This window comes from Janibacter sp. UYMM211, from assembly GCF_040547045.1.
GTDB lineage: Bacteria > Actinomycetota > Actinomycetes > Actinomycetales > Dermatophilaceae > Marihabitans > Marihabitans melonis.
Window position 1 is genome coordinate 367963 of sequence record NZ_JBEPOY010000003.1, and the last position, 26679, is coordinate 394641.

The 26679-nt window shown below is 73.7% G+C and carries 24 protein-coding genes; 7 read left to right on the top strand and 17 right to left on the bottom strand.

The genetic code is table 11. From position 1 onward, the window contains the following. Window positions 1–27: 27 nt before the first annotated feature. The 4 genes from ABIB53_RS10945 to ABIB53_RS10960 form a co-directional block, all read right to left on the bottom strand. Window positions 28–1554 (bottom strand): AI-2E family transporter, encoded by a 1527-nt coding sequence (locus tag ABIB53_RS10945; protein ID WP_354588165.1) that lies wholly within the window; start codon window positions 1552–1554, stop codon window positions 28–30. 131 nt (window positions 1555–1685) lie between these two features. Next, window positions 1686–2099, bottom strand: a complete 414-nt coding sequence (gene nusB / locus ABIB53_RS10950) for a transcription antitermination factor NusB (RefSeq protein WP_201466672.1) — start codon at window positions 2097–2099, stop codon at window positions 1686–1688. Further along, window positions 2100–2660, bottom strand: coding sequence for an elongation factor P (gene efp / locus ABIB53_RS10955; protein ID WP_068276228.1), 561 nt, complete (start codon window positions 2658–2660; stop codon window positions 2100–2102). A gap of 129 nt (window positions 2661–2789) precedes the next feature. After that, window positions 2790–4031 carry a lipase family protein gene (locus ABIB53_RS10960; protein ID WP_354588166.1) on the bottom strand — a complete coding sequence of 414 codons (1242 nt, stop codon included), beginning with the start codon at window positions 4029–4031 and terminating at the stop codon, window positions 2790–2792. A gap of 75 nt (window positions 4032–4106) precedes the next feature. Here ABIB53_RS10960 and ABIB53_RS10965 point away from each other — a divergent pair, with 75 nt between their 5' ends. Next, window positions 4107–5699, top strand: coding sequence for a glutamate synthase-related protein (locus tag ABIB53_RS10965; protein ID WP_354588167.1), 1593 nt, complete (start codon window positions 4107–4109; stop codon window positions 5697–5699). Between the two features lie 111 nt (window positions 5700–5810). On the opposite strand, the gene ABIB53_RS10970 is transcribed toward ABIB53_RS10965, so the two are convergent. Both ABIB53_RS10970 and ABIB53_RS10975 read right to left on the bottom strand, forming a co-directional pair. Then, entirely contained in the window at window positions 5811–6533 is a 723-nt protein-coding gene (locus ABIB53_RS10970) for an ABC transporter permease (protein ID WP_201466666.1), read from the bottom strand. Continuing rightward, window positions 6530–7456: an ABC transporter ATP-binding protein gene (locus ABIB53_RS10975; protein WP_354588168.1), complete on the bottom strand. Its 927-nt coding sequence runs from the start codon at window positions 7454–7456 to the stop codon at window positions 6530–6532. The genes ABIB53_RS10970 and ABIB53_RS10975 overlap by 4 nt, the downstream gene beginning before the upstream one ends. A 141-nt stretch (window positions 7457–7597) precedes the next feature. Between ABIB53_RS10975 and ABIB53_RS10980 the strand changes: the two genes are divergently transcribed. Next, window positions 7598–8827: a sensor histidine kinase gene (locus ABIB53_RS10980; protein ID WP_354588169.1), complete on the top strand. Its 1230-nt coding sequence runs from the start codon at window positions 7598–7600 to the stop codon at window positions 8825–8827. Next, complete coding sequence (locus ABIB53_RS10985) at window positions 8824–9486, top strand: response regulator transcription factor (RefSeq protein ID WP_354588170.1); 663 nt, start codon at window positions 8824–8826, stop codon at window positions 9484–9486. Before ABIB53_RS10980 ends, ABIB53_RS10985 begins: the two co-directional genes overlap by 4 nt. Before the next feature lie 15 nt (window positions 9487–9501). Here the strand turns inward: ABIB53_RS10985 and aroB are convergent, their stop codons facing one another. The 10 genes from aroB to ABIB53_RS11035 form a co-directional block, all read right to left on the bottom strand. After that, window positions 9502–10572, bottom strand: a complete 1071-nt coding sequence (gene aroB / locus ABIB53_RS10990; RefSeq protein ID WP_354588171.1) for a 3-dehydroquinate synthase — start codon at window positions 10570–10572, stop codon at window positions 9502–9504. Then, window positions 10569–11108 (bottom strand): shikimate kinase, encoded by a 540-nt coding sequence (locus tag ABIB53_RS10995; protein WP_354588172.1) that lies wholly within the window; start codon window positions 11106–11108, stop codon window positions 10569–10571. Before ABIB53_RS10995 ends, aroB begins: the two co-directional genes overlap by 4 nt. Next, a complete protein-coding gene (aroC, locus tag ABIB53_RS11000; protein ID WP_068276251.1) occupies window positions 11105–12346 on the bottom strand; it encodes a chorismate synthase in 1242 nt (413 codons plus the stop codon). Before aroC ends, ABIB53_RS10995 begins: the two co-directional genes overlap by 4 nt. 47 nt (window positions 12347–12393) lie before the next feature. Continuing rightward, window positions 12394–13260 (bottom strand): shikimate dehydrogenase, encoded by an 867-nt coding sequence (locus ABIB53_RS11005; protein WP_354588173.1) that lies wholly within the window; start codon window positions 13258–13260, stop codon window positions 12394–12396. A gap of 8 nt (window positions 13261–13268) precedes the next feature. Continuing rightward, on the bottom strand, window positions 13269–14417 hold the full coding sequence (gene mltG, locus ABIB53_RS11010; RefSeq protein WP_354588174.1) for an endolytic transglycosylase MltG: 1149 nt from the start codon (window positions 14415–14417) through the stop codon (window positions 13269–13271). Next, the gene (ruvX, locus tag ABIB53_RS11015) at window positions 14414–14944 is read right to left on the bottom strand and encodes a Holliday junction resolvase RuvX (protein WP_123091616.1); all 531 of its coding nucleotides are present in this window, start codon (window positions 14942–14944) and stop codon (window positions 14414–14416) included. The genes mltG and ruvX overlap by 4 nt, the downstream gene beginning before the upstream one ends. Next, on the bottom strand, window positions 14941–17628 hold the full coding sequence (gene alaS, locus ABIB53_RS11020; protein ID WP_354588175.1) for an alanine--tRNA ligase: 2688 nt from the start codon (window positions 17626–17628) through the stop codon (window positions 14941–14943). Before alaS ends, ruvX begins: the two co-directional genes overlap by 4 nt. A gap of 215 nt (window positions 17629–17843) precedes the next feature. Further along, on the bottom strand, window positions 17844–19505 hold the full coding sequence (locus ABIB53_RS11025; RefSeq protein WP_354588176.1) for an HNH endonuclease: 1662 nt from the start codon (window positions 19503–19505) through the stop codon (window positions 17844–17846). Window positions 19506–19617: 112 nt separating this feature from the next. Next, window positions 19618–20262: a LysE family translocator gene (locus ABIB53_RS11030; RefSeq protein ID WP_354588177.1), complete on the bottom strand. Its 645-nt coding sequence runs from the start codon at window positions 20260–20262 to the stop codon at window positions 19618–19620. Between the two features lie 28 nt (window positions 20263–20290). Next, entirely contained in the window at window positions 20291–20668 is a 378-nt protein-coding gene (locus tag ABIB53_RS11035; RefSeq protein WP_354588178.1) for a VOC family protein, read from the bottom strand. A 48-nt stretch (window positions 20669–20716) separates the two neighbouring features. On the opposite strand from ABIB53_RS11035, the gene ABIB53_RS11040 reads away from it, so the two are divergent. Continuing rightward, window positions 20717–21589: a hypothetical protein gene (locus ABIB53_RS11040; RefSeq protein ID WP_354588179.1), complete on the top strand. Its 873-nt coding sequence runs from the start codon at window positions 20717–20719 to the stop codon at window positions 21587–21589. Window positions 21590–21608: 19 nt separating this feature from the next. Here ABIB53_RS11040 and ABIB53_RS11045 read toward each other — a convergent pair whose 3' ends face one another. Further along, window positions 21609–23012, bottom strand: a complete 1404-nt coding sequence (locus tag ABIB53_RS11045; RefSeq protein ID WP_354588180.1) for a replication-associated recombination protein A — start codon at window positions 23010–23012, stop codon at window positions 21609–21611. 133 nt (window positions 23013–23145) lie between these two features. Between ABIB53_RS11045 and ABIB53_RS11050 the strand changes: the two genes are divergently transcribed. The 3 genes from ABIB53_RS11050 to ABIB53_RS11060 all read left to right on the top strand — a co-directional run bounded on the left by ABIB53_RS11050 (window position 23146) and on the right by ABIB53_RS11060 (window position 26649). Further along, on the top strand, window positions 23146–23595 hold the full coding sequence (locus ABIB53_RS11050; protein ID WP_354588181.1) for an NUDIX hydrolase: 450 nt from the start codon (window positions 23146–23148) through the stop codon (window positions 23593–23595). Window positions 23596–23668: 73 nt separating this feature from the next. Then, window positions 23669–25891: an MMPL family transporter gene (locus ABIB53_RS11055; RefSeq protein ID WP_354588182.1), complete on the top strand. Its 2223-nt coding sequence runs from the start codon at window positions 23669–23671 to the stop codon at window positions 25889–25891. Continuing rightward, window positions 25888–26649, top strand: a complete 762-nt coding sequence (locus ABIB53_RS11060) for a GNAT family N-acetyltransferase (protein WP_354588183.1) — start codon at window positions 25888–25890, stop codon at window positions 26647–26649. Before ABIB53_RS11055 ends, ABIB53_RS11060 begins: the two co-directional genes overlap by 4 nt. The last annotated feature ends 30 nt before the right edge of the window (window positions 26650–26679 follow it).

Below are 26679 nucleotides of genomic sequence, written 5' to 3' on the forward strand. Positions count from 1 at the left end.
CCTGCTGAGCTCCGGCCTGCTCAGCCGCTAGCTGCTCGCGCCGGACCCCGCGCGGCTCTCGTCCTCGCGCCAGGCCTGGCGGGCCGAGCGCACGGTGCGGGCCAGCCGCGAGCCGACGCCCGACCGACCCCGACGACCCTCGTCCTGTGCCTCACGCGCTGCCGTGAGCTCCTCGGCGAGGGTCGTCGCGTCGGGCTGGTCGACGTATCCCGCGGCGGCCAGCTCGCCCTGACGGGCGGAGATCTCTCCGTCCTTGGTCGCCACGGGCACCTCGTCGGCATGGAGGTCGCCGGTGCGCAGGTCGACCTGCTCGCTGATGTAGCGCATGACGACCGCGACGGTCGCGATGACGGGCACGGCGAGGAAGGCCCCGACGATGCCGAAGAGGGTGCTGCCCGCGGCGACGGCGAGGAGGATGACGCCGGCGTGCAGCTGCATCGAGCGCCCCTGGAGCAGCGGCTGCAGGACGTTGCCCTCGAGCTGCTGGACGGCCAGGACGATGGCGAGCACGACGAGCGCGGTCGTCAGGCCCTGCGAGACGAGCGCAACGAGCACGGCGAGCGCGCCCGCGGTCACCGCACCGATGATCGGCACGAAGCCGCCGAAGAAGGTGAGGACGGCCAGCGCGAAGGCGAGCGGCACCTGCATGACGACGAGACCGGTGCCGATGAGCACGGCGTCGACCGCCGAGACGATCGCCTGGGTGCGGATGAAGCCGCTCAACGTGTACCAGGACCGGACCGAGACCTCGGTGAGGTGGCGACCGGCGGTGCGGCCGGAGACGCGGCGCACGAAGGGGAGGAAGTTCGGCCCGTCCTTGAGGAAGAAGAAGACGAGGACGAGGACGAGGGCCAGGGTGACGAGGGCGTTGCCGACGACGCTCACCCCGGTGAAGACGCCGGACGCGATGTCGCCCGAGCGCGCCCGCAGCCACTCCTGGGCCTGCGAGACCAGCTCGTCGACCGTCGTGCTGTCGACGTTGAAGGGCGGGGCGCCGAGCCGGTCCTGCAGCTCGGTGAGCCCGCCGCTCGCGGCGCTCGCGACCTCGCCGGACTGGTCGACGAGCGAGGGCGCGATGGCCGCGATGACGCCGGCGAAGACCGCCAGCGAGCCGAGCAGCACGATGATGGCCGACAGCGCCGCCGGCACCCCGTGCCGGCGCAACCAGGCGGTCGGGGGCCACAGGACGGTCGTGACGAGCAGCGCGAGGACGAGCGGGAAGACCCCCACCCACACCCGGCCGAGCAGGTAGAGGAAGCCGGCGAGCGCGAGGACGACGACGATGCCGCGCACGGACCAGCGGGCGAGGGCTGCGAGCCCCTGGCCGATGATCACCCCGCGGTCGACGCCGCGGTTGGTCGTGTCCTCCATGCCCGGCAGGGGCGGGCGCTCGGTGCCGGGCGCGGCCATCGAGCGGGTCCGCTCCCCCGCCGTCGCCGCGACCGCGGTGTCGGCGGCGAGGTCGGGCGCCCCCGGGTTGCGGCGGGTCTCGTCGTCGTGCGCGGTCTCGGTGACGTCGTCACCGTCGTGCTCGGTGGCCCGGTGGGCTCCCATGCGTGCTCCTCGTCGGGTCGGTGGGTCCAGCATGCGCCAGCGCGGAGCCGCGACGCGCGGCAGGCCGCGCCCGGATCGTCGGGCGCGGCCTGCGGCAGGGGCGTCGGGACCCCCGTGAGGGGTCCCCCGCCTCAGATGAGGGTCGGCTTGACCTCGGCGATCCGGGCGAGCAGGCCGTGCACGAAGCGCGGGGACTCGTCGGTGCTCAGCTCGGTCGCGAGCGCCTTGGCCTCGGCGATCGCCACCGACTCCGGGACGTCCGCGGACCACAGCACCTCGAAGGTGCCGATGCGAAGGATCGCGCGGTCGACGTCGGGCATGCGCTCGACGCTCCAGCCCTGGCTGTACGTCGACAGCAGCTCGTCGATGTCCTTCCAGTGCGCGACGACGCCCTCGACGAGCTCACGGGTGTAGTCGGGCAGCGGGTGCTCGGTCACCGGCGCCTCGACCCGCTGCGAGAGCAGGGTCGAGACGTTGAGGCCACGCGACTCGGCCTCGAAGAGGAGGTCGAGCGCGCGCTTGCGGGCCTTGGTGCGAGCCGCCACTCAGCTCACGCGGCCGAGGTAGCTGCCGTCGCGGGTGTCGACCTTGATCTTCGTGCCCTGCTCGACGAAGAGCGGGACCGCGATCTCGGCGCCGGTCTCGACGGTCGCCGGCTTGGTGCCACCGGTGGAGCGGTCGCCCTGCAGGCCCGGCTCGGTGTAGGTGATCTCGAGGACGACCGAGGCGGGCAGCTCGATGAAGAGCACCGAGCCGTCGTGGCGGGCGACGACCGCCTCCTGGTTCTCGAGCATGTACTTCGCGGCGTCGCCGACGGTCTCGGGCGGGACCGGGATCTGGTCGTAGGTGTCCGGGTCCATGAAGACGTAGTCGGTGCCGTCGTTGTACAGGTACTGCATCGTGCGCTTGTCGACGTTGGCCGTCTCGACCTTCGTGCCGGCGTTGAAGGTCTTGTCGACGACCTTGCCGGTCGTGACGGACTTCAGCTTCGTGCGGACGAAGGCCGGGCCCTTGCCGGGCTTGACGTGCTGGAACTCCACCACCGACCAGAGCTGGTTGTCGATGCGGAGGACCATGCCGTTCTTCAGGTCGTTCGTGCTAGCCACGTGGGGATGCGCCTTCGTGCTCGGGGGTCGCGCGGGAGGAGCCCCCGCGCACGGGACGTCGTGCATCCTATCGGCTGCGGGCCCGGGCCCCGACCGCGTGGGGCGAGGGACGGGCGAGACGTGCGGGGGTCAGGGCAGGGCGGGGGCCGTCTGCTGCAGCCAGCGGTCGACGGAGGTGCGGGCGTCCTCGAGCACGTCGACGTGCCCCTTGCCGGCGACGCGCCGGTAGGTGAGGTCGACGTCGTCTGCGCGCCACTGCCGGGCGAGGGCGTCGGTGAGGATCACCGGCACCGTCGTGTCGGCCGTGCCCTGGACGACGAGGACGGGCACCTCGGGGGTGAGCGCGCTCGCGTCGTTGTCGGCGACGACCCTCTCGACCTCGGTGAGACCGACGCCCGGTCGGACGAGGTCGCCCGTGCGCACGCCCCCGAAGGAGTCCTGCGCGGACAGCCCCTCGAGGCACCGGTCCTCGAGCTGGGGCAGCAGGGCGACGCCCCGGGCGCTGAAGACCCGGTCGCGCGGCACCCCCGCGACCGCGGCGGCGGAGGAGAGCAGCGGGCCGAGGAAGGTCGAGCGGTCGAGGTCGTCCCGGATCGAGGTCGTGAGGGCCCGGCGCAGCTGCGAGGGCGGAGCGATCGCCGCGATGCCCTGCAGGTCGAGGTCCGGGGCGTACCCGTCGACGGACTGCGCGGTGAAGAGCGCGGCCTGGCCGCCCTGCGAGTGCCCGGCCGCCAGCCACGTGCCGGAGACCCGGTCGTCGAGCTCGCGCGCGGCGCTGACGATGTCGGTCATCGCCCGACCCGCGCTCTCGCCGAGCAGGTAGGGGTGAGGGCCGGGCGTGCCCAGCCCCTCGTAGTCGCTGGCGACGACGACGTATCCGCGCTGGAGGTAGGTGTCGAGCACCCGCTGCGTCAGGCTCGTGTAGAAGCGGGCCTGGCCCTGCAGCGTGGTGAGCGAGGGCGCGCACGTGTCGGCCGTCCCCGTCGTGCCGTGCCCCCACGAGATGACCGGCCAGCCGCCCTCCGGCGGCTCGCCGGGCGGCAGGGTGACGGTCCCGGAGACCGCGACGGGCTCCCCCTTCGCCCCCACCGAGCGGTAGAGGACGAGGTGGGTGCGGGCCCCCTCGAGGCCGGTCCCGGTCTCCTCCCGCGACCAGATGAGGCTGCCGTGCTCGCCGTCGCGGATCTCCTGCGCGTCGGCGCGGTAGAAGTCCGCGCCGGCCGGTGCTCCCGAGAGCCCGGCCGCGACGTCGGCGGCAGAGCCGTCGTCGCGCGCGACCCACCAGCCGGCGGCGCCCGCGAGCAGGGCCACGGCGAGCAGCGCCGCGAGCAGGACGCGGGTGCGCGCAGGACGATCGGGGGTCGGGCTCACCGTCGGCTGCCTCTCGTCGTGGAGATGGACCGGCGCATCGTCCCACGCGCACCTGCGCGGGGGCAGACTGCGGGCATGTCACGCACTCCCCTGTGGGCCGGTCTCGGCGGTCTGGGCGCGGTGGCCGCGGTCGCCGCCCGCGACCTCACCCAGCGCACCCATGCGATCCGGCGCAACTACCCCGTCGTGGGCAACCTGCGCTACGCCCTCGAGCGCGTCGGCCCCGAGCTGCGCCAGTACATCGTCACGAGCAACGACGAGGAGCGGCCCTTCAGCCGCGACCAGCGCTCGTGGGTCTACGCGAGCAGCAAGCTCGAGAACAACTACACCGGCTTCGGGACCGACAACGACGTCGAGCGCGGCGAGTCCTACGTCATCATCAAGCACCGGACCTTCTCCGACGTCGCCCCCTCCTCCGCGCTCGCGCACGGGGCGAAGGGAGAGCACGACGACCTCGTCCGTCTCCCGGCCGCCAAGGTCATCGGCCGGCCGCGGGGCCGGCGGCACGCCTTCCGCCCGGAGTCGGTCGTCAACGTCTCGGGGATGAGCTTCGGCTCCCTGTCCGGTCCCGCGATTCAGGCCCTCAACCACGGCGTCGCCCTCGCTGGCGCCTACCAGAACACCGGCGAGGGGGGCCTGTCGGACCACCACCGCCAGGGCGGCGACCTCATGTTCCAGGTCGGCACCGCGTACTTCGGGTGCCGTGACGAGCACGGCCGCTTCGACATCGAGCGGCTCGTCGAGCTGTGCGCCTCGGCTCCCGTGCGCGCCGTCGAGATCAAGCTGAGCCAGGGCGCCAAGCCGGGGCTGGGCGGCATGCTGCCCGCGGCGAAGATCACGCCGGAGATCTCGCAGATCCGCGGCATCCCCCTCGGGCAGGACTGCGCGAGCCCGTCGCGGCACACCGCCTTCACCGACGTCGACTCGATGCTCGATGTCGTCGAGCAGATCGCCGAGCGCACCGGGCTGCCCGTCGGCATCAAGTCCGCCGTCGGCGACCTCGTCTTCTGGGAGCAGCTCGCCGAGGCGATGGTCGACCGGCAGCGCGGTGTCGACTTCGTCACCGTCGACGGGGGCGAAGGGGGGACCGGCGCGGCCCCGCTCATCTTCACCGACAGCGTCGCCCTGCCCTTCCGCCTCGGCTTCGCCCGCGTCTACGCGACCTTCGCGCGGGCCGGGCTCGCCGACGACGTGACCTTCGTCGGCGCCGGCAAGCTCGGGCTGCCCGACAACGCGATGGTCGCGATGGCGATGGGGTGCGACGTGCTCCACGTCGCGCGGGAGGCGATGCTGTCGATCGGGTGCATCCAGGCGCAGAAGTGCCACACCGACCACTGCCCCACCGGGGTGGCGACCCAGTCGCCGTGGCTGGCCCACGGCCTCGACCCGCAGCTCAAGGCCGTGCGTCTCGCGAGCTATCTCAACACCCTGCGCCGCGACCTGCTCAAGGTCTCCGAGGCCGTCGGGGTGTGGCACCCGGGGCTCGTCGACGCCGACGACATCGAGCTCGTCAGCGAGGCGCGCACGGGTGTGCCGCTGCGCGAGATCTACGGCTACCAGCCCGGGTGGGGATCGCTCGGGCCGGGCTTGGCCGACGAGGTCGTCGACCTCATGCGCGGCCTCGTCGAGCCCGAGGAGCGCCGGCCCCAGGACGCACCCACCTCCTGACCTGGCCCCGCGGCGGGCCACCCCGCGCAGACCCCCGTCGGCAGACCCGTGCGCCCGCCGTCCCCCTGTGGACGACGGGCGCACGGGTGGTTCGATGCGCCGGGCCGGCTCCTACTTCACCTCGCGGGTGAGGACCCGCCACGTGCCGAGCGCCATCGGCAGCCCCAGCCACAGCAGGCTCGAGGTGGCCAGACGCCCCCAGTCGTCGCCGGCCATCTGCCCGGCGAGCAGCGGCTCGGTGACCCGGCTGAGGTCGAGCCAGCTCGCCGCGGTCTCGAAGCGCTCGTTGAGCGTCGAGACGATCGTCCACACGGTCGGCAGGACGAAGGAGGCGACGATCGCCAGGGGCGTGCTGAGGAAGACCATGCCGAAGGCGAGCCCCTGCAGCAGGTAGATCCCCATGGCCAGGACGACCCCGCCGGCCATCGCGCCCGGCAGGTCCCACGCCTGGGGGCTGGTCGAGAAGAGCGTCGCGATCGCGCAGGCGAGCGCGGCGGCGGCGAGGACGACGACGCCGAGGACGAGAGCGGCGAGCGACTTCGCGAGGACGACCCGACCGCGCCGCGGCTCGAGGGTGAAGGTCACCAGACCCGTGCGCTGCGTCCACTCCTGGGTCGCCGACATGATGCCGAGGACGGGCAGGAGGAGGGCGAGCGGCAGGGCGGCGAAGGAGAGGTAGGTCTGCAGGCTCTGCTCCTGCGCATCGCCCCAGATCGCGACGGCGGCGACGGCCGCCCCGCCGACCGCGGCCATGACGACGAGCAGCCAGCGGCCCGCCCGGGTGTCGACCATCTTGCGCAGCTCGACGTAGGTGGTCGTGGCGAGGGCGCTCATGCCGCCACCTCCGCCCGGTCCTGGGCCGCCTGGTCGTGCCCGGAGCGGGCCTGCGCCGAGGTGAGCTCGAGGAAGATCTCCTCGAGCGCCCCTTCGCTCGCCGCGGCCAGGGACACGAGCGGCACCCCGGCCGCCAGGGCCACCCGTCCGACGACCTCGCTCTCGCCGGCCACCTGCAGCCCCCCTGCGGCTGCGGTGACCTCGAGACCCTGCTCGCGCAGGGCCGCGGCGAGAGCGTCGTCGTCGGCCGAGCGGACCCGGCTCCCGCGCCCGCTGAGCAGGTCCTCGACCGAGCCCTGGGCGACGACCCGGCCGTGGCCGATCATCACGAGCTCGTCGGCGATGACCTGCACCTCGTGCAGCAGGTGCGAGGAGAGCAGCACGGTCCCGCCGTCGTCGGCGAAGTCGCGCAGCAGCGTGCGCATCCAGTGGATGCCCTGCGGATCCAGGCCGTTGGCCGGCTCGTCGAGGACGAGCACCTCGGGCTCGCCGACGAGGGCCGCGGCCAGCCCGAGACGCTGACGCATCCCGAGCGAGTAGTTGCGCACCCGGCGCGAGGACTCCTTCGGTGTGAGCCCGACGAGGTCGAGCACCTCGTCGACCCGTCCGCGGCGCGCACCCATCTGGATCGCGGCGAGACGGATGACCTCGCGGCCGGTGCGGCCGGGGTGCTGGGCGGAGGCGTCGAGCATGACGCCGACGTGGCGTCCGGGCTGCTCGAGCAGCCGGTAGGGCCGGCCGTGGACGAGCGCCCGGCCCGAGGTGGCGGGCGTGAGCCCGACGAGCATGCGCATCGCCGTGGACTTGCCCGCGCCGTTCGGGCCGAGGAAGCCGACGACCCTGCCGGGCTCGACGGTGAAGGAGACGTCGTCGACGGCGGTGAAGGAGCCGTAGCGCTTCGTGAGGTGCTCGATCTGGATCATGGCTCCACCCTCGCCCGCCGTCCTCCCCCGGCGCATCGGCCGGACGGATGACCCTGTGTCATACCTGGGTATGGCCCGCACGGCCCGCGCCGAGCCCTGGGTCCCTGCCGGTGGGCCCACGGGCTGCCTACTGTGGTGGATGTGCTCAGACCCGCGCCTGCCTCCCAGCCCCGCATCTCGTGGTGGGGTCACACGTGGCGCCTGGGCGTCGTCGCCCTCAGCTCGCTCGTCCTCTTCTCCGTGCAGGTGAGCGAGCTCGGGCGCACCCTGCCCGACGGCAGCTGGGCGTGGGACCCGGCTCACGACGCCCGGCTCTGGCTCGATCTCGTCGTCGGCGTCCTCACCGCCCCGCTCGTCCTCTTCCGCCGGCGCTGGCCTGTCGCCGTCGCGCTCGCGCTCTCCGTCGTCTCGGTCTTCTCCACCGTCGCCGCCGGTCCCGCGATGCTCGCGCTCATGTCGCTGGCGACCCGGCGTCGGTGGCGCGAGGTGGCCGTCGTCCTCGTGCCGACGGTGGTCGCGACCGCCGTCTACGAGTCCTTCTTCAGCGTCACCGAGCTCGGCATGCCGCTCCTCGTCTACGTGGCGCTCAGCCTCGTCATCACCGCGCTCTTCGTCGCCATCGGCTACTACATCGGCGCCCGCCGCGAGCTCGTCGGCTCGCTGCTCGCCCGGGCCGAGGCCGCCGAGCGTGCCCAGCAGGCCCGCGAGGAGCAGGCCCGCACGGGCGAGCGCAACCGGATCGCCCGCGAGATGCACGACGTGCTCGCCCACCGCATCTCCGTCGTGACGATGCACGCCGGCGCCCTCGCCTCGCGCACCGACCTCACCCCCGACCAGGTGAGGGAGGCCGCCCGTGTCATCGAGGACGGCTCGCGCGCGGCGATGCGCGACCTGCGATCGGTGCTCGGGGTGCTCCGCGACGGGGACCCCGGCGTCGGGGCCGCCGAGAAGGAGCCGCCGCAGCCGACCCTCGCCGTCCTCGACGCGCTCGTCGCCGACGCGCGCGAGCACGGCCCGGTCGACCTCGTGCTCCCCCTCGGCGGACGGGCGCACGACGACACCCTCGTCGCCCAGGTGCCCGAGGAGGTCTCCCGGGCCGCCTACCGCGTCGTGCAGGAGGGGCTGACGAACGTGCGCAAGCACGCCCCCGGCGCGCCGACCGTCGCGCGCGTCGACGTCACGCCCGGGGAGGATGTCCTCGTGAGCGTCGTCAACATCGCCCCGGCGAGCCCTCCCCCGTCCGGCACCCCCTCGGGCCTGGGCCTGCTCGGCATCCGCGAGCGGGCCGAGCTGCTCGGCGGCAGCGCCCGCGCGGGCGCCCGTCCTGGCGGGGGCTTCGCCCTCGAGGTCCGCCTGCCGTGGCCGGCATGAGCGGCGAGGTCGTCCGCGTCGTCGTCGTCGACGACGACCCGCTGGTGCGCGCCGGTCTCACCCTCATGGTCGGGGGCAGCCAGGGCGTCGAGGTCGTCGCCGAGGCCGCCGACGGGCTCGAGGCCCTCGAGGTCGTGCCCCGCCACGAGCCCGACGTCGTGCTCATGGACATCCGCATGCCGCGCATGGACGGCATCGCGGCGACGCAGGCCCTGCTCGCCCGACCCCGTCCGCCGCGGGTGCTCGTCCTCACGACCTTCGACGCCGACGAGCTCGTCCTGCGGGCCCTGCAGGTCGGGGCGGCCGGCTTCCTACTCAAGGACACCCGCCCCGATGCCCTCGTCGCCGCGATCCACTCCGTCGCGCGGGGCGAGCCCACCCTCTCGCCCACGGTCACGGCCCAGCTCATCGCGGCGGTGACCGACGGCGAGGGGCAGGGCCCGGTGCGCGACCGGGCCCGCGAGCAGCTGGGCCGGCTCACCGAGCGTGAGCTCGACGTGGCCCGCGCAGTCGCGCGGGGACTGTCGAACACCGAGATCTCGCAGCAGCTCTACCTCTCCGTGCCCACCGTGAAGTCGCACGTCGGGCGGATCTTCACCAAGCTCGACGTCGAGAACCGCGTGCAGGTCGCGCTCGTCGTCCGCGACGCGCAGGCCTGAGGACGGGGTCTGAGGTCAGCCGGAGATCGCGGCGTAGGCCTCGCGCAGCAGCTGCTCCGAGGGCCCCTCGAGACGCGTCGGGCTCGCGAGCGCGTCGAGCACGACGAAGCGCAGGGTCGCTCCCCGCGTCTTCTTGTCACGACGCATCGCCGCGTGCAGCTCGTCGAAGGTCGCCCCGTCGTACCCGGTCGGCAGGTCGAGCGAGGTGAGCACGTCGCGGTGCCGAGCGAGCACCGCGGCGTCGAGGAGCCCGCTGCGGTGCGCGAGCTCGGCGGCGAAGACCATGCCGACGGCCACGGCCTCGCCGTGGCGCATCCGGTAGTGCTCGTGGTGCTCGATCGCGTGGCCGAGGGTGTGCCCGTAGTTGAGGATCTCGCGCAGGTGCGACTCCCGCAGGTCCGCGGCGACGACCTGCGCCTTGACCGCGATCTTGCGCTCGACGACCTCGCGCAGGCGCGCCGAGCTCGGGTCGACGAGGTCGGCCGGGTCGGCCTCGACGAGCTCGAGGATGCGAGGGTCGGCGATGAATCCGCCCTTGACCGCCTCGGCCAGACCGGCCCGCAGGTCGGCCGGCGGCAGGGTGCGCAGGGTGTCGAGGTCGCACAGGACCCCCACGGGCAGGTGGAAGGCGCCGACGAGGTTCTTGCCCTCCGGGGTGTTGACCCCGGTCTTGCCGCCGACGGCGGCGTCGACCATCCCCAGCACCGTCGTCGGCACGTGGATCACCGGCACGCCGCGCAGCCACGTGGCGGCGACGAAGCCGGCGAGGTCGGTGACGCTGCCGCCGCCGACGCCGACGACGACGTCGGTCCGGGTCATCTCGGCCTCGCCCATGAGCGACCACAGCCGGGCCGCCACGGAGATGTCCTTGGCCGCCTCCGCGTCCGGGACGGCGGCGGGAAGCACCTCGAGCCCGAGGGAGCGAAGGGAGGAGATCACCGGTCCGGCGAGCTCGGCGAGCGGCTCCGGGTGGACGACGAGGGCGCGCTGCGCCCCCTTCGGCACGAGGCCGGCGACCTGGTCGCTCACGCCGTGGCCGACGAGGACCTCGTAGTCCTGGCCGACGGGGATAGTCGTGACGCTCACGACGCGTCTCGCACGAGGGCCTCGACCTCGGCGACGACGCTGTCGAGGTCGCGGCCGGCCGTGTCGACGACATCGGTCGCGAGCCGCTCGTACGTCGGGCGACGCGTCTCCATCATGGCGATCCAGGAGGCGCGGGGGTTGATGGCGAGGAGCGGACGCGACTGGTTGAGGCCGATCCGCCGCGCGGCGTCGGCGATGCCGACGTCGAGCATGACGACCCGCGCACCGGCCGACGCGGCGGCGGCGACGGCCTCGTCGACCGCCGGGGTCATGACCGCCCCTCCCCCGAGGCAGACGACAGCCCCGGGCTCTGCGAGGGCCGCCGCGGCCGCGGCGGTCTCGAGACCGCGGAAGTACTCCTCGCCCTCCTCGACGAAGATGTCGGCGATCGGGCGGCCAGCGGCCGCCTCGACGTCGGAGTCGCTGTCGCGCAGCGGGGCGCCGACGCGCTCGGCGAGGAGCGCGGCGACGGTGGACTTGCCGACCCCGGGGGGGCCGACGAGGACGACGAGCGGGGCCGTGCTCACGGCGCTCACAGCGCGTCCTGCTCGTCCCACGAGCGCATGAGCTCGGGGATCGAGTCGAGGTAGGCGCGGTGGTTGCGCGAGGTCTCGGCGAGCGAGTCGCCGCCGAACTTCTCCAGGCAGGCCTGGGCGAGGACGAGGGCGACCATCGCCTGGGCGACGACGCCGGCGGCCGGCACGGCGCACACGTCGGAGCGCTGGTGGATCGCCGTCGCGGAGTCGCCGGAGGTGACGTCGACGGTCTGCAGCGCGCGGGGCACGGTGCTGATCGGCTTCATCGCGGCTCGCACGCGCAGCTCTTCGCCGGTGCTCATGCCCCCTTCGGTCCCGCCGGCGCGGCCGGTGCGGCGACGGATGACGCCGTCCTCGCCGCGCACGATCTCGTCGTGCGCGGCCGAGCCGCGGCGACGCGCGGTCGTGAAGCCGTCGCCGACCTCGACGCCCTTGATCGCCTGGATGCCCATGAGGGCGGAGGCCAGCCGGGCGTCGAGACGGCGGTCCCAGTGGACGTGGCTGCCCAGGCCCGGCGGCAGGCCGTAGGCGAGGACCTCGACGACACCGCCGAGCGTGTCGCCGTCCTTCTTGGCCGCCTCGATCTCTGCGACCATCGCGTCGGTGCCGGGGCGCGAGAGCGAGCGGACCGGGCTCGCGTCGAGCGCGGCCGTGTCGTCGGGGGTCGGCAGGTCGGCGTCCTGGGGCACGGACGCCTCGCCGATGGCGACGGTGTGCGCGACGAGACGGATGCCGTAGGCCTGCTCGAGGAAGCGCTCGGCGATCTCGCCGAGGGCGACGCGTGCGGCCGTCTCGCGGGCGGAGGCGCGCTCGAGGATCGTGCGGGCGTCGTCGACGCCGTACTTCTGCATCCCGACGAGGTCGGCGTGGCCGGGCCGGGGACGCGTCAGCGGCTTGTTGCGCGCGATCTCCTTCTCGGCACCGATGTCGTCGGAGGCGGCGAGGGCGTCGGCCGCGACCGGGTCGGCGCTCATCACCGTCTGCCACTTGGGCCACTCGGTGTTGCCGATCATCACGGCGACCGGGGAGCCGATGCTCGACCCGTGGCGCACGCCGCCGAGGAAGGTCACCTCGTCCTGCTCGAACTTCATCCGCGCGCCCCGGCCGTAGCCCAGGCGTCGACGGGCGAGCGCGCCGGCGACGTCGGAGGTGGTCACCTCGACGCCGGCGGGCAGTCCTTCGAGGGTCGCGACGAGCGCCTGCCCGTGCGACTCACCAGCGGTCAACCAACGCAGCATGGGGCCAATCCTCGCACCCGGTGCGGGGTGCTCCGCGCACGTGTCCGTCAGGTGGGGGGCAGCGGGGGCAGCGCGGCCGACATCGCGGCGAGGACGTCGTCGTCGACCGACCGGCCGGTCATGAGCTCGACCTGGCGGGCGGCCTGGTGCAGGAGCATGCGGGTGCCGGGCACGACCGTGGCTCCTCCCCGCGCCGCCGCCCGGGCGAGGGGGGTCGGCCAGTCGGCGTAGACGACGTCGAGGAGGACGCCGTCGGCGATCTCGCTGACCCGGCCGCGGCGCACGTGGTCCGCGCCGGCCCCCGTGACGACCGACGCGGCCGCCTCGTTCGCCGGCCCCCCGGGAAGCGTGCTCACGACGACATCGGCCGGTGGCCAGTCGTAGACCCAGGTGTCGAGGCCGCGGATCTCGACGAGCACGTCGAGGTCCATGCTGCGGACGAGACGGGCGGCCTTCATCTCGTCGCGGGCGGCGACCATGACCTGCTGCACGCCGAGCTCCTGGAGCGCGACGAGGGCCGAGCGAGCGGTGGCCCCGGCGCCGAGGACCCGGGCCCTGCGTGCGCCTTCGGCTCCCCCTTCGCGCAGCGCGGCGACGACGCCGTGCACGTCGGTGTTGTCACCGGACCACCCGGACTGCGTGCGCAGGAGTGTGTTGATCGCGCCGGTGGCCCGGGCGAGCGGGCTCACCTCGGTCGCGACGTCGAAGGCCGCGACCTTGAGCGGCATCGTCAGGCTCAGCCCGGCCCACGACGGGTCGAGGCTCGCGACGAAGGGGGCGAGCCCCCCTTCGTCGACCTCGTGCCGCTCGTAGGCCCAGTCGTCGAGGCCGAGCGCCGCGTAGGCCGCGTGGTGCAGCGCCGGTGAGAGCGAGTGCGAGACCGGCGAGCCGAGGACCGCCGCGCGCCGCGTCACCGGCTGCGTCACTCGCAGCTGCCCGTGTTGCGGCAGAACTCCTGGACGTTGCGCTCGTGCTGCGCGGTCGTCGTGGCGAACTTCGTCTCGCCCGTGTCGGGGTCGACGGTGACGAAGAAGATCCACTTCCCCGGCTCCGGGTCGGCGGCGGCCTCGATGGCCGCGGCGCCCGGGTTGTTGATCGGGCCGGGGGGCAGGCCCTTGTTCTTGTACGTGTTGTACGGGCTGTCGGACTCGCGCTCCTTGTCCGACGTCGTGATCGTGCCGCGCTTCTTCAGCAGGTAGTGGATGGTGCTGTCCATCTGGAGCATCCCGACGGTCGGCCCGGTGGGGTCGGCCAGACGGTTCTCGACGACGCGGGCGACCTTGCCGCGGTCCGCGGCACCGGACTCGCCCTCGACGATCGAGGCGACGGTGAGCGTGCGCTCCCAGCGGGCGCGCGGCACATCGGCCTTCTGCAGCTCCTCCTGGGTCTTGGCGATCATCGTGTCGAGCTGCTGGACGGGGGTGGAGTCCTTGGGGAACTCGTAGGTCGAGGGGAAGAGCCAGCCCTCGATCGAGCCGCCGGCCTCCGTGGGGAGCTTCAGCTGCTCCGACGTCGCCGCGGCCTCGTAGCGGGCGACGGGGATCTTCGTCGCCTTGGACAGGCGCTCGTAGATCTCGATCGCCCACAGACCCTCGGGGATCGTCACGCCCTGGGCGACGCGGTTGGCGTTGTCGGCGAGCCAGGTGAAGGCGTCGGAGGCCTTCATCTCCTTCTTCAGCTCGTAGGTGCCGGGCTGGATCTTCGCGGCCTTGTCGGGCTCGGCCGCGGCGGCCTGGACGAAGGCGCCGGAGGACTTGACGACCCCGGCCTCCTCGAGCGCCGAGCCGATGTCGGAGCCGGTGGCACCCTCCTCGACGGTGATCTCGACCTGCCCGGCGCCCGGGCCCGCGAAGTCCTCGACGGCGTCGGAGCCGAAGGAGGGGACGATGCCGCGCAGCGAGCCGAAGGCGAGGTAGCCGCCACCGGCGATGACGGCGACCGCCAGGAGCAGCGCGACGGCGGTCCGTCCGCGCCGCTTCGGCCGGCGGGCGCGGGATGCGTCGCGACGGCTGCGGTGGGAGTGGTGGTGCCGGTCGTCGTCGAAGATGTCGTCCTCGAGATGGGCGTTCATGCTCGTCGTTCCTTACGTCGCGGCTTGCGAGCAGGGGGTCCGGCGAAGAGCTCCCCGAGGGGCTCGCCCAGGCTGCGCTCGCGATCGATCGCGGCCTGGAGGATGAGGACGGCAGCCGCCTGGTCGACGACCCGGCGGTGCGCGCGCCCCGGCAATCCGCTGGCGTGCAAACCACGGTGAGCATCCACCGTCGTCAGGCGCTCGTCCACCAGGCGGACCGGCGTGTCCGGGATGCCGCCCGGCCCGGAGAGGGCCTGGTGCAGCTGTGCGCACCACGCCCGGACGTGCTCGGCGGCCGGTCCCTCGCTCCCGTCGAGGGAGCGGGGCAGGCCGACGACGACCTCGATCGCCTCGCGCTCGCGGACGATCTCGACGAGCTCGCGCACGTCGGACCCGCTCTCCATGTCGCGGGCCAGGGTGGCGACCGGGGTGGCGAGCACGCCGTCCCGGTCGCACGCGGCGACACCGACCCGAGCGGCGCCGACGTCGACGCCGACCCGGGTCCCCGGTCGCCAGGCGGCGCTCAGGAGAGCGCCCCGATCTCGCGCTCGACGGCGGCGAGCGCGTCCCCGACCTTCGCCGGGTCCGCGCCACCGCCCTGGGCGATGTCGTCCTTGCCGCCACCGCCGCCGCCGAGGGTCTGGGCGGCGACGCGCACGAGCGCGCCGGCCTTGATCCCCCGGCCCCGGGCCGACTCGTTCGTCGCGACGACGACGACGGGCTTCGCGCCGCCGTCACCCGTGAGGGCGACGACGACCGGACGCTCCTCGCCGAGCTTGCCGCGCGTGTCGAGCACCATGCGGCGCACGTCGTCGGCGCCGCCCCCGGCGACATGGGCCGCGACGACGGTGACGCCGGAGATGTCCTTCGCGTCGTCGGTGAGCGAGCCCGCGGCCGCGCTCACCTGGTCACGACGCATGCGCTCGAGCTCGCGCTCGGTCTCGCGAAGCCGCGCGACGAGCTCGGCGACCCGCTCGGGCAGCTGCGGCCCGGGGGCCTTGACGATCTCGGAGAGCTCGGCGACGAGCGCGCGCTCGGTCGCGAGGTAGGACAGCGCGTTCATGCCGACGAAGGCCTCGACGCGGCGCACCCCGGAGCCCACGGAGGACTCACCGGTGAGGGTGATAGCCCCGATCTGGGCGGACCGGCGCACGTGCGTGCCACCGCACAGCTCGCGCGACCACGGGCCGCCGATCTCGACGACGCGGACCTTCTCGCCGTAGGTCTCGCCGAAGAGGGCGAGCGCACCCTGCTCGCGGGCCTCGGGGAGGGTCATGTAGGCCGCGGAGACGGGCAGGTCGTCGCGCACCGCGAGGTTGGCGACGTGCTCGATCTCGGCGCGGGCGTCGGCGGACAGCGCCTGGCCCCACGCGAAGTCGAGCCGCAGGTAGCCGGGCTTGTTGTACGAGCCGGACTGCAGGGCCGTGGGGCCGAGCACCTGGCGCAGCGCCGCGTGGACGACGTGGGTGCCCGAGTGCGCCTGGCACGCGTCGACGCGCCACTGCGGGTCGACCTCGGCGAGCACCTGGCCGCCGACGCGCAGCGGGCCGGTGACGACCTCGACGGTGTGCGCGACGAGGCCCTTGACCGGGCGCTGGACGTCCTTGACGACGAGGTGGCTGCCGTCGCCGCCGATGACTCCTGCGTCAGCGACCTGGCCGCCGGACTCGGCGTAGAAGGGGGTGCGGTCGAGGACGACCTGGCCGGACTCGCCCGGCAGCAGCTCCTCGACGCTCTCGCCGTCGCGCACCAGGCCGACGACGCGGGCCTCGGAGCTCAGCTCCTCGTACGCGCGCCAGTCGGTCTCGCCGGCGGCGCGCAGCTGCTTCCACACCTCGGTGTTCGCGTGACCGCCCTTCTTGGCGCGGGCGTCGGCCTTGGCGCGCTGGCGCTGCTCGTCCATGAGGGCGACGAAGCCCTCGCGGTCGACGGACAGCCCCTGCTCGGCCGCCATCTCGAGGGTGAGGTCGATGGGGAACCCGTAGGTGTCGTGCAGTCGGAAGGCCTCGCCGCCGGACAGGGTGTCGCCGCCGCCCCCCTTCGTGCTCTCGACCGCCGTGTCGAGGATCTGGGTGCCCTGCGCGAGGGTGCGCCGGAAAGCCTCCTCCTCGGCGTAGGCGATCTGCGCGATCCGGTCGAAGCCGGTGCGCAGCTCGGGGTAGGACGCGCTCATCCGCTCCATCGAGAGGGGCAGCAGGTGCGGCAGCGCCGGCTCGTCGTAGCCGAGCAGGCGCATCGAGCGGACCGCACGGCGCAGCATGCGGCGCAGGACGTAGCCGCGGCCCTCGTTGCCCGGGGTGACTCCGTCACCGATGAGCATGAGCGAGGAGCGGACGTGGTCGGCGACGACGCGCAGGCGCACGTCGTCGGGGTGCGACTCGCCAGCCGTCTTCGCGCCGGTCGCGCCATAGGTCTTGCCGGTCATCTCGGCCGCCTTGGCCAGGACCGGCCGCACCTCGTCGATGTCGTAGAGGTTGTCGACGCCCTGGAGGATGCTCGCGATGCGCTCCAGACCCATCCCGGTGTCGACGTTCTGCGCCGGGAGCGGGCCCGCGACGTCGAAGTCGTCCTTCGCGCGGACCGCGGACAGCTCGTACTGCATGAAGACGAGGTTCCAGATCTCCATGTAGCGGTCCTCGTCGACCTCCGGACCGCCCTCCTGGCCGTACTCCGGCCCGCGGTCGTAGAAGATCTCCGAGCACGGCCCGCCGGGGCCGGGCACACCCATGTGCCAGTAGTTGTCCTTCTTGCCCCGGCGCACGACGCGCTCGGCGGGGATCGACGTGTGCTCGAGCCACAGCGCCGCCGCCTCGTCGTCGTCCTGGTACACGGTCGCCCACAGGCGCTCGGGGTCCAGCCCGTAGCCGCCGTCCTCGAGGCTCGAGGTGAGCAGCTCCCACGCGAAGGTGATGGCGTCGCGCTTGAAGTAGTCGCCGAAGGAGAAGTTGCCGTTCATCTGGAAGAACGTGCCGTGACGCGAGGTCTTGCCGACCTCCTCGATGTCACCGGTGCGCACGCACTTCTGCACGCTCGTGGCGCGCTGCCAGGCGGGCGTCTCCTGCCCGAGGAAGTAGGGCTTGAAGGGCACCATGCCGGCGTTGACGAAGAGGAGGTTCGGGTCCTCGTGGATGAGCGGGGCGGACGGCACGACCGTGTGCCCCTTGCTCTCGAAGAAGGCGAGCCAACGACGCCGGATCTCGGCAGTTTCCATCTCGGGTTTCAGTCCTTGTCTGGTGCAGGCGGTGGGGGGTTCGGTGAGGGTGCGAGCAGGGGCGAAGGGGGGTCAGCGGACCGATCCGGGTCCGGCGACCCCCGTCATAGCTCGCGCGGCGCTCGCCGCACCGGGGTGCACAGTCATCCACGACAGGGTACTCGGCGTGCTCGGCCGGGCGGTTGCCCATTCGGGCACCACCGGCCCGACCTGGGTCAGCCGGTGTCCTGCCACCAGTCGTCGCTCCACTCGTCCTGCCAGACGTGGGGCTCCGCGCCCAGCTCATCCCCCTCACGCGCCCGGGACTCCTCGTCCCTCCACGAAGCCTCGCCGCGCCGGAGGTCGTCGTCCTGCTGCCGGCCCCCACGCCACTGCGCCAGCTCCGTGACCGGGGGCACCGGGCTGCGGTAGCGATGTCCCGTCGGGGTCGTCGTCACGACGACGGCCTCGGTGCCCGACGTGGACACCACCGCGGCCCAGCCCGGGAGCGCCTTGACGAGGTTGTGGCGGGCGCACAGGCCCTGGCCGTTGGCGGCAGAGGTCGACCCGCCGAGCACGACACCGACGACATGGTCGGCGTGGCGGACCGGTGCGTCGCAGAAGGGGAAGCGGCAGACGCCGTCACGCACCCGGAGCAGGCGCTGCACCGCGGCGGGGAAGAGCCGTCGGCGGCTGTCGACGTCGCAGACCCGACCCATCTCGTCCGTGAAGACCCGCCGCAACCAGACCCTGGCTGCAGGACGTCCGCCCCAGACCTCGCCAGGGTCAGCCGCGTCTGTGTCTGCGTCTGCGTCTGGCTCCGCGTCGATGTCTGCGCGGGGGCCAGCGTCGGTGCCTGCATCTCTCCCCGCGCGGGTACCTGCTCTCCCCGCGCGAGTGCCTGCGTCTCTCCCCGCGCGAGTGCCTGCGTCTCCCCCCGCGTGGGTACCTGCTCTCCCCGGGCGGGTACCTGCGTGAGTGCCTGGGGGCACGTCGCCGCCGAGCACGAGGACCCGGGCCACCTCCGCCGGGAGCAGGCCGTGCCCCGGCAGATCGGCGGGGGCGTCGGAGAGGCCGAGCAGGGTTCCCGGGGTCATGACGAGCTGCACCTCGACGGGGACGGCGTCGGCCGTGCCCTGCCCGGTCACCCGCTCGACGAGGAGGTCGGCCATGAGCTGGCCGATGCCACGGGCGTCGCCCGCTGCCTTGCGGGCCTCGGCGTCGCGCCGCAGCACCGCCCAGGCGGCGACCCCCTGCTCCATCGGGACGAGCCCGGTGAGCGAGGCCATGGCGTCCGGCTGCGGCCGAAGGGAGACCCTCCGCTCGGCGACCGCGCGAGCGCGTCGGCGGACCACTGCCGCCGCGTCGAGCGCCTGCGCCCTGGCACGAGCGGCCCGCTCGACCTGCCGCGGGGTCATCTCGGACAGACGACCGGCGAGCTCGGCGTCGACCTGGCGTCGGTCGTCGGGCTCGAGCACGGCCGTCTCGCGGGCCATGACGGTCGCCGTCCACTCGCTCGTGGTGCCGGTGGCGAGGTGGTCGAGGGTGCGCGGCAGCTCCTCGACGAGGGCCCGTGCGAGGCCGAGATGACGCGAGCCCCGGCTCGGGTGCTCGCGCCGGGCCAGGGCGATCTCGTCGGCCAGACCCCGGCCGCGCTGGTCGGCCGGCACCCCGGCGTCGGTCTCACGGGCGACCCGCGCCTGCCAGAGGGTCGCGCTGACCCGCGCCTGGGCGGCCGCCGCCGCGGACTTCAGGCGTTCGAGCGCGGCGACCTGCTCGATCGCCTCGTCCTCGGGGACGGGCCCGCCGAGAGCGCGCAGCGCCTGGCACCACGACGCCACGTCGGTCGCGTCGAGCGGTGGCTGCGTCGCCACCGGCACCCTCTCCATCAGGTCCATGTCACGACGCTACTGATGACCACCGACAACGCTGCGCGGCGCGATCAGCGGTGTCAGACAGATGGCGCGATCAGCGGTGTCAGACAGATGGCGCCGGCGCTGCTGCGCCCGGTCAGCGGTGGTCGCCTGAACCGGCGACGGAGAGACCCACCCCGATGATGCAGGCGCCGCCGGCTCGACCCACGGTCGTCATCCGGCGCGGCGAGCTCGCCAACCACATCCGAGCACGGCCGGCTGCGAGCGCCCACGTCGTGTCGGTGACGAGGCCGATGAGCATCGGGACGACGCCCAGCACAAGCATCTGGACCGTCGTGCCACCTGCAGCGGGGTCGACGAACTGGGGTACGACCGCGGTGAAGAGGACGAAGGTCTTGGGGTTGGTCACCCCGACGACGACGCCGGTGCGCACGGCGCCCCAGGCGCTGCGGTCACGGGGGCGGACCGCGCGCCCGTCGTCCTCCGTCAGCGGCCCGGCGTGGCGGATCGCCTGCACGCCGATGTAGAGCAGGTAGGCGATGCCCACCCACTTGATCGCCTGGAAGAGCAGCTCGGAGCGCTCCAGCAGGGGCCCCAGACCGACAGCGATGGCGATCCCGGCCAGGTAGCAGCCGGCCGTGTTGCCCACGACGCTCGCCAGGGCGTTGCCACGGCCGTGGCTCAGCGCGCGACCGACGACGAACATCACGGAGGGCCCCGGGACGGCGATGAGGACGACGCTCGCCAGCGCGATGCCGACGACCTGCTCGATGGTCACCATCAGCGCACTCTAGGGCCGCACCACCTCGTCAGTCCCCGTCCGTGGCGGTGTGGCAGACCGCCTCGACGTTGTTGCCGTCGGGGTCGCGCACGAAGGTGCCGTAGTAATGATCGTGGTACTCGGGCCACATCCGTGGCGCGTGGAGGCTCTCGGCGCCGTGCCGCAGGGCCGCGTCGTGGAAGGCGCGCACCGTCGCCGCGTCGGGCGCCGAGAAGGCGACGTGCACCTCATGGCCCGGCCCGTCGCCCTCGGCCCGAGCGACCCAGAAGGTCGGCTGGTGGGTGCCGTACCCGATGGCGACGCCGTGGTCCATGAGCCGGCGGTGACCGAGGACCGCGAGGACCTCGTCGTAGAAGGCGGCCGCGGCCGGGAGGTCCGCGCAGGTGATCCCGAGGTGGTCGATCATCTGCCGACCTTAGGGCGAAGGGGTGACAGCCCGGGCAGGATCGGGTCCATGAGCGACGAGATGGGCACCGACGACACCACCGACCTCGCGCGACGGTGCGCCGAGGCCGCGCAGGACCTCGTGAGCAGCCCGCCGACGGACGGCTGCGTCGTCGAGGAGGTGCACGCCGAGGGCGACCGGGTGGCGATCGTCTTCCGCTGGCACGACGCACCCCACCCCTTCGTCATCCGGCTGGCGGCTGATGACGGGGTCTACGGGGTGTGGACCCCTGAGACGAGCGTCGAGGAGCCCGGATGGCCAGAGGCGTGGGCGCTCGACACGCGCTTCTGGCTCATGGAAGAGCTCGACACGGGGTACGCCGCGCGTGCCCGCCGACGACCGGACGGCGATCGGGTCGAGCTGCTGCCTCCCGAGCCGCGCGTCGACCTCCCTCTTCGGCCGACGACGGGCCTCGACATCTCGCCCGTCCCCCAGTACTCCCCCGCGGTCCCGCCCGAGGTCCTCCAGCGGTGGGCCCAGATGGTCGAGTCCGGGGTGGAGGGGCCGGTGACGATCGCGTGGATGGGCGATGCGACCGCAGAGCCCGGTGACGGCCTCACCGACGGAGCCCACCTCGCCGAGGCCGGTCTCGACGCGGCGGCCGCCCGCCGGCTTCGGGAGGAGGGTGAGCTGGGTGCCTGGCTGCAGGCGACGCCCGACGACGAGCACGCCGGGTGGGCAGGGCACGTGCTCCTCGGCACGGTGCGCGACGGCGTCGTGCACGTGCTCCTGCTCGAGACGACCCCCGACGCGCCGGAGGGCACGCGTGACGCTCTGATCGCCGGCGCCGTGGTGCAGGCGGAGATGCTGGGCGCACGCACCCTCGTCGTCGACGACGCGGACGGCCACCGCGAGATGACCACCTCGCGTCTCGACGGCTGAGCCGGGGCGCCTGGCGCCCCTAGCGCCCCCGCAGCCGTCCCCGCAGCCAGCTCCACCGCTCCTGCAGCCGGGCCTCGAAGCCCCGGTCGGTCGGCCGGTAGTACGAGCGGTCGGCGAGCTCGGCGTGGAGCTCCTCGGGCAGGTACTGCTGCGATGCGACGCCGTCGGGCTCGTCGTGCGAGTAGACGTAGCCGGCGACCTTCTGGCCGCCGCTCGCCCCCTTCGCCCGGTCCGACGCCTGGGTGTACCCGCTCCCCCGCAGGTGCGGCGGGACCGCGCCGACCTTGCCGGCGCGCACGTCGGCGATCGCCTCGTTGATGCCGGTGTAGGCGGCGTTGGACTTCGGCGCGAGGGCGTTGTGCACGACCGCCTGGGCGAGGATGATCCGCGCCTCGGGCATGCCGATCTGGGCGACGGCGTGCATCGCGGCGACGGCGGTCTGCAGCGCCGTCGGGTCACCGAGACCGACGTCCTCGCTCGCGGAGATGACGACCCGCCGCGCGATGAATCGGGGGTCCTCGCCGGCCTCGAGCTGGCGCGCGAGGTAGTGCAGCGCGGCGTCGACGTCAGACCCGCGCATCGACTTGATGAAGGCAGAGGCGACGTCGTAGTGCTGGTCGCCGGTGCGGTCGTAGCGCACCGCCGCCCGCGCGACGGCCTGCTCGACGTGGGCGAGCGTGATCGGCAGCGCGGTCGAGGTGTCGAGGCGCACCCCGGCGTCGTCGAGGGCCACCCCGGCCGCGGCCTCGAGGCTCGTCAGCGCGCGGCGTGCGTCGCCCCCGGCGACGGCGACGAGGTGGTCGCGGGCGTCGTCCTGCAGGACGTACTCGCCCTCGAGCCCACGCTCGTCGGCCACCGCGGAGTCGAGCACCTCGGCAACCTCCTCGCGGGTGAGCGACTCGAGGGTGACGAGGATCGAGCGCGAGAGCAGGGGGGCGATGACGGAGAAGGACGGGTTCTCGGTCGTCGCGGCGACGAGGATGACGTCGCGGTTCTCGACGCCCGGCAGGAGCGCGTCCTGCTGCGCCTTGGTGAAGCGGTGGATCTCGTCGAGGAAGAGGACCGTCGCCCGCCCGTAGAGGGAACGCGACACCGCCGCGTCCTCCATGACCTTGCGGACGTCCTTCACGCCCGCGGTCACCGCGGACAGCTCGACGAAGTCGCGGTCGGCGGCGGTCGCGACGAGGTGGGCGAGGGTCGTCTTGCCCGTCCCCGGAGGCCCCCAGAGGATCGCGGAGATGGGGCCGGCCGACCCGGACGCGCCCTCGATGAGACGGCGAAGGGGGGACCCGGGACGCAGCACCTCGGCCTGGCCACGGACCTCGTCGATGGAGCGCGGCCGCATGCGCACGGCGAGCGGGGCGCGCAGGTCGCTGCGGCCACCGGTGTCGTCCGCGGCGGCGGCGAAGAGGTCGTCTGGCACGTCCCGCAGGCTAGCCGCCACGACCGACGGCCCGGGCGGGCCGCCACCTTCGCGCGGGCAACGCCCCCCTTTCGCCCCGGGCGGGCCGCCCCTTCGCCCTGGCGTCGTCGGACCTCGGGCGTAGCGTCGCCGCATGCCCCGCACGAGCGCCGGACTCCTCCCCTACCGTCACGACGGCGAGCGCACGCTCGTCTTCGTCGCCCGGATGGGCGGACCGCTGTGGGCCCGCCGAGAGCGTGCCTGGAGCGTCGTCAAGGGCGAGCACGGCGCCGACGAGGAGCCGTTGGCCGCCGCCGAGCGCGAGTTCCGCGAGGAGGTGGGCGTCGACGCACCACCCGGTCCCCGCACCGACCTCGGCGAGGTCCGTCAGTCCGGCGGCAAGCGCGTGCACGTCTGGGCAGTCGAGGCGGGCGCCGAGCTCGCCTTCGTCGCGAGCGAGACCTTCGAGATGGAGTGGCCGCCCCGCTCCGGTCGACGCCGGTCCTTCCCCGAGGTCGACACCGCGCAGTGGCTCGACCTCTACGCCGCCCGCGAGTGCCTCGTCGCGGCACAGACCGACTTCCTCGACCGGCTCCCGCGCTGAGCCACCAGCGCCGAGCCACCCGCGCCGAGCCACCCGCGCCGGGCGACCCCCGCCCACCTGGCACGATGTCCCGGTGACGCGCACCCCCACCCGCCGCTCGGCGCTCTACCGGTGGGGCGTCCTCACCGGCCGCCGCCCCTGGGCGGTCGTGACGACCTGGCTGGTCCTCGTCGTCCTCTCCTTCGCCACCGCGCTCGGCGCGGTGACGGGCGAGGGCCTCTTCGACCGGCTGCACTCCGGCGACATCGTCGCCCCCGGCGAGGCCGACCGGGCGAGCGCCCTCCTCGACAGCGCGGGCGGGGGCGGCTTCACGACCGACACCCTCCTCGTCGAGGGCGTCGCCGACCTCGACGACCGTGAGGTCGCCCGCGGCAACGCCGACGCGGTGCAGGCCATCGCCGACGTCGACGGCGTCGCCTCCGTCGTCAACCCCTTCGTCTTCGAGCAGGGCCCGCGCGACCCGGCGGCCGCCCCCTTCGTCACCGGCCCGGCCGACGACCCCGACGGCTTCGCGACGGTCGTCACCTACGACGACGGGCTCGGCGACGCCGAGCTCGAGGCGGCCCGCGCCGAGGTGAGCACCCAGCTCGACGAGGTCGTCAGCGCGTCGCGGGCCACCGACAGCCAGCGCGGCAGCGTCCAGGCCCTCGTCGACGCGATCATCGGCCAGGTCGGCTCGGACATGAAGACCGGCGAGGGTCTGGCCCTGCCCGTCTCCTTCGCGATCATGGTCGTCGTCTTCGGCGGCTTCCTCGCCGCCGGGCTGCCGATCCTCGGCGCGGTCGCCTCGATCGGCGGCGCGCTCGCCACCCTCTTCGGCTTCGCCCACGTCATCGACCTCGACGCGACGGTCGTCAACATCGTCACCGTCCTCGGCCTCGGTCTGTGCATCGACTACGGGCTGCTCGTCGTCTCGCGCTTCCGCGAGGAGGCGCGCGGGGTCCTCGACGGCGCCCCCGCCGACACCCTCACGCCCGCCGACGTCGCCCACATCACCGGGCTCACCCTCGACCGTGCCGGACGGACCGTGATCTTCTCCGCGGTCACCGTGGCGATCTCTCTCACCGGGCTGCTCTTCTTCCCCGTCGTCTTCATGCGCGCGTCGGGCGCCGCCGGCGTCTCCATCGTCGTCCTCGCGCTGCTCGTCGGGGTCAGCCTCATCCCGGCGCTGTGCGCGCTCTCCGCGCGCCGTCTGCTGCGCCGCGGCACCGAGCAGGCCCCCGACGCGGGTGTCTTCTCTCGTCTGGCGAGCGGGGTGCAGCGGGCGCCGTGGGCGGTCATCGCCGTCGTCCTCGCCCTCCTCGTCACCCTCGCCCTGCCGGCCCTGCGCCTGCACCTCACCTCCTCGGGCCCGGAGATGCTGCCGAAGGGGGCGCCCGAGCGGACCTTCTTCGAGACCTTCCGCGAGGACTACCCCGACCTCGCCGGCGCCGACGTCACCTACGTGACGACAGCCCCCGAGTCGGAGGTCACCCGGTGGGCGAAGGGGGCGGCGAGCGAGCTGCCCGGTCTCGTCACCGACCCGGTCGTCGAGACCGTCGGCGAGGCGGGCTCCGGCACCCAGGTGCGCGTCGTCGAGCTGCGCACCGGCGACGGCGGGCTGGGCGACGCGAGCCGCGACCTCGTCGACGCCCTGCACGAGCAGCGCCCCCCCTTCGCCGGGCACATCGGCGGCCAGGCCTCGGGGCTGCACGACTTCACCGACGTCATCGCCGAGCGGGCGCCCTACGCGGTCCTCACCGTGGTGCTCGCGACCTTCTTGCTCCTCTTCCTCATGACCGGCTCGCTCGTCGTGCCGCTCAAGGCGCTCGTCATGAACGTCGTCTCCCTCGGCGCCTCGCTCGGCGCGCTCGTGTGGGTCTTCCAGGACGGCCACCTCGAGGGGCTCCTCGGCTTCAGCTCGACGGGCGGGGTGGAGGCCTCGATCCCGATCCTCGCCCTCGCCTTCGGCTTCGGGCTGTCGATGGACTACGAGGTCTTCCTGCTCTCGCGCGTCGTCGAGCTGCACGAGCAGGGGCACCCGACGGACGAGGCGGTGCGGCTGGGCCTGCAGCGCTCCGGGCGCATCATCACGAGCGCCGCGCTGCTCATGGTCGTCGTCTTCTCCGGCTTCGTCCTCGCGCAGGTGCTCGCCGTCAAGCAGACCGGCGTCGCCCTCGTGCTCGCCATCGTCATCGACGCGACGCTCGTGCGGATGCTCCTCGTGCCCGCGACGATGTCGGTGCTCGGCGAGTGGAACTGGTGGGCGCCGCGGTGGATGAAGGGCCTGCACGAGCGCGTCGGGATCACCGAGTGAGCCGGGTGCAGGACATCGGCTCGAAGTCCGAGCTGCTCGCGCTCACCGACGACCTGCCCTACGTGCGCTGGGACACCGACCCGCGCGTGGAGGCGAAGGGGGTGCGTGCGCCGGCCGGGTGGGCGGCAGCCTTCGTGCGGCCGACCCACGCCCACGGCACGGCGATGAACCTCGTGGCGAGCTGCGACGAGCTCGCCGTCGAGGTCATGACCGACCCGGCGACGAGCCGGTGGCTCGACCGCACGGGCTGCACCGGTGTGACGATCCAGAGCGAGCGGGCCGCGGCGGTCGTCGCCGCGCTCGGGGGCGACCTCCGCGACTTCGTGCAGTGGGAGTGGATGGTCACCACCGAGGTGCCCCCGGCGCCGAGGGCGCGGGTCGTCGACCTGCCCGAGGAGCACGCCGCAGAGATCACCGACTTCATCCTGCGCGAGAACCCACGCACCGACGGCCGACCCTTCGCCTGGCCCGGGCAGCGATGGCTCGGGGTGCGCGACGCCGCCGGCGAGCTGCTCGCCGCGGGGTGCCGCGCGCACACCGGAGCCGGCCACCCGCTCCTCACCGGCATCGTCGTGCGGGCCGACGCGCGCGGGCAAGGCCTGGGTCGCGAGCTCACCGGGGCGCTCACCCGCCTCGGGCTCTCGGAGGCGCCCGTGTGCACCCTCGAGCTCTACAGCGACAACGCGGTGGCGCGCCATCTCTACACCGATCTGGGCTACGGGCAGACCGCGGCCTGGACCTCGGGCGCGAGGCCCTGACCTGGGCAGACGCGACCCTGGACAGGGGGC